Genomic DNA, 2,932 nt, shown 5'->3' on the forward strand with positions numbered 1-2,932 from the left:
CCGGAAGCGGGCTCCTGGCCCGGCTCGGGCTTGGACGCGGGGCGGGACTCGGCGATGTCGTGTCCGGGCTCGGTGTCGGACGCGGGGCCGGGTTCGGTGTCGGACGCGGGGCCGGACTCGGCGACGTCGCGCCGGCCGTCCTCGGGAGTCCCCTCGCCGGGGCGCGGACGCCCGTCCTGCGACGCGCTGTCGTTCGTACGCGGGGACATGCCCTCTCCTCAACATCCTTGCCGAGTGCGGTGTCGTGACGGTGGGGCGCGGCCCGCGCCGTGGGGGATGGAAACGAGCGGGCCGCGCCGGTCTCGCTGACCGGGCCCTATGGGGGAGGGCCCGGTCGGGGCGGCCTAGTTGTAGGCGCGGTCGTTCCGACGGCGCCACCACAGCAGGCCCGAGCCGATGAGCAGGACACCGGCAGCGCCGGCGCCGGCCGAGGCGGCGATCAGCGTGGTGTCGTCGGTGCCGCTCTCGACGCCGGTGCCGATCGAGCTGCGGACGCTGTTCGTGGTGTTGCCCTGGACGGTCTTGCCACGCGAACCGGCCGTCGGCAGACCGACGTACGGGAAGGACTTGCCGAACTTCTTGTCGTTCTTGTTGACCGCGTCACCCAGGTCGTTGGGCGCGTCGACGAGTTCGCCCTCGACGACCTGCAGCGCGATGTCGATCACGTCGTCGGTGAGCCGGCGTCCGTTCGGGAAGCCCTGGTTGTCACCGTCCAGCACACCGAGCCGCTTCGGCTTCTTGGTGGGCTCGATGGAGGTGTTGAGGCGCAGCTGCTCCGACGGGGTCACGTGCGGCGGCTGGTTGAGGCCCTCGACGCCCTTGAGGAAGACGTCGACGAGGTCGTTGCGCGGCTCCTTGGGCGCCGGGATCTTGTAGATCGCCTCGATGAGCTTGGGCAGCTCCGGCTCGGTGACGTTCTTCAGGAACTGGGCGTCGTCCGCCGGCGAGGACGCGTTGAACTTGTCCTTGTCCCCGATGGGGTTGACGACCTCGTTCACCAGCGGCATGCCGAGACGCGAGACCTGGCGGTACTGGCCGTCGGCGCCCGCGCGTTGGGTCGTCGACCAGATGCCGACGATCGGCTGGTCCTTGGACTGGACGAGCGCCTCGCTCGGCACCTGCAGGGCGATCGAGTTGACGTTGTAGCCCTTGAGCGTGTCCCGCCCGACCTCGGAGAGGTCACCGCCGTACAGCAGGTCGAAGACGCGCAGGTCCAGGAAGAACGGGTCGTCGGCCTGGCCGGCGTACGTCGTCACCCCGCTCGCCGTCTTGTAGACCGCCTCGTCGCGCAGCTTCTTGAAGTTCGGCATCGACGCCTTGCCGACGTTCGACGGCGCCACCCGCACGTCGTCCGCGAGCCGCGTCTTGGAGACCGCGCGGCGGTTCTTCAGCTTGATGAGCTCGATGTCGTACGTCTGCGTGATGTTCAGGTCCGGGTCGTCGAGGCTCTCCACGACGCCCGTGTTGTACAGGAAGGTCTTGTCGTTCTTCGTCTTGGTCTTGAACGTGTACCGGAAGATCAGGTCTTCCTGCGCGTCCCCGTCCTGGTCGACGCGGATGTCGTACTGCGCGTCCTCGGAGAAGGTGAAGAAGTTCGGTCCGCCCGCGGGCTCCTCGAAGGGGATCCAGTTCGCGATGACCGTCGTCGTGTCCGGGTGGTCCGGGCTGACGAACGCGTACACATCGGTGTTGTCGAACTGGGGCTCACCCGAGATGAGCGGGGCCTCCCGGTGGCTGGAGGCGGAGGCCGCCCCCGGCTCCAGCACGGTCACGCCGGCGGCTGCGAGCCCGCCGGCGGCCAGCGATGCGCAGATGAGGGACGCGACGCTCCTGCGTCCCGAGCCGCTCCTGGAAGTAGGTGTCATGACGTCCGTCCTCTGTGCCAACTTGCCTGACGAACGCCATTCGGAGCGATCGGCAGGGTGGATTGGTCGAATCCCAAACGTTCTTACGGAGCGTTTGAAAGGTTGTTTCAGCGGAGAGCACGATTCGTTGATCCGATGTTCGGATCGGTCGGCCGGTGACCCGCGTTTTGGGCAGCCTGATCCGTAACCCCATCCGGAGGTGGGTTCGTTGCGAATGCCCTACGCGCGGGGATGGCCGTGCTCGGCCGGAGGCGAGGGGGAGCGTGTGGAGGCGGACAGGCTTCTGGTCCAGGTGGCCGGAGGCGATCAACGGGCGTTCGAGGAGCTGTACGCACTGGTGTCCGGCCCGGTGTTCGGGCTGGTCCGCCGGGTCGTGCGCGATCCCGCGCAGTCGGAGGAGGTGGCTCAGGAAGTGCTGCTCGAACTCTGGCGCTCCGCGGGCCGGTTCGACCCCGTCCGCGGCAGCGCCCTGTCCTGGATACTCACCCTCGCGCACCGGCGTGCGGTGGACCGGGTGCGCAGCGCCCGCGCCGCCACCGAGCGCGAGCAGCGCGAGGGACGGCGCAACCACCACCCCGCCTTCGACCAGGTCGCCGAGGAGGTCGAGGCCGGACTCGAACGCCAGTGGGTGCGCCACTGCCTGGAGAAGCTCACCACCCTCCAGCGCGAGTCCGTCACCCTCGCCTACTACGACGGCTACACCTACCGTGAAGTGGCCGAGCGGCTCTCGCTGCCGCTCGGCACGGTCAAGACCCGTATGCGCGACGGACTCACACGGCTGCGCGAATGCCTGGGAGGAGTCGCATGAGCGCCCTGATCGGCCTCGTGGAACGCGGGGCCCCGTCCGGTCGCGCGGCCCGTGGGGCGTGCGTGTCGAGGGGAGGCGCGGCATGAGCCTGTTCCGCCGCGAGGACCTCCACTCGCTCGCAGCTCCCTACGCGCTGGACGCCCTGGAGCCCGGCGAGCGGCGCCGCTACGAGAAGCACCTGGCGGGCTGCGACCGCTGTCCGGCCGAGGTGCGCGCCCTGTCCGAGGACGCGGTCCGCCTCGCCTGGTCGACGGCCGCC

The 2,932-nt window shown here is 69.5% G+C and carries 3 protein-coding genes and 1 pseudogene; 2 read left to right on the top strand and 2 right to left on the bottom strand.

The genetic code is table 11. From position 1 onward, the window contains the following. Together AWZ10_RS51565 and AWZ10_RS22800 are read right to left on the bottom strand one after the other, a co-directional pair. Nucleotides 1-209: pseudogene (locus AWZ10_RS51565) on the bottom strand (tetratricopeptide repeat protein); the annotation flags it as partial. 135 nt (nucleotides 210-344) lie between these two features. Further along, nucleotides 345-1,865 (bottom strand): DUF4331 domain-containing protein, encoded by a 1,521-nt coding sequence (locus AWZ10_RS22800; protein WP_046705010.1) that lies wholly within the window; start codon nucleotides 1,863-1,865, stop codon nucleotides 345-347. A gap of 265 nt (nucleotides 1,866-2,130) precedes the next feature. On the opposite strand from AWZ10_RS22800, the gene AWZ10_RS22805 reads away from it, so the two are divergent. Continuing rightward, nucleotides 2,131-2,673, top strand: coding sequence for a sigma-70 family RNA polymerase sigma factor (locus AWZ10_RS22805; RefSeq protein WP_046705009.1), 543 nt, complete (start codon nucleotides 2,131-2,133; stop codon nucleotides 2,671-2,673). An 82-nt stretch (nucleotides 2,674-2,755) separates the two neighbouring features. After that, nucleotides 2,756-2,932 (top strand): RskA family anti-sigma factor (locus tag AWZ10_RS53825; RefSeq protein ID WP_167365983.1); only part of this gene is annotated, 177 nt, incomplete at its 3' end.

The sequence above is a fragment of the Streptomyces europaeiscabiei genome, from assembly GCF_001550375.1.
GTDB lineage: Bacteria > Actinomycetota > Actinomycetes > Streptomycetales > Streptomycetaceae > Streptomyces > Streptomyces europaeiscabiei.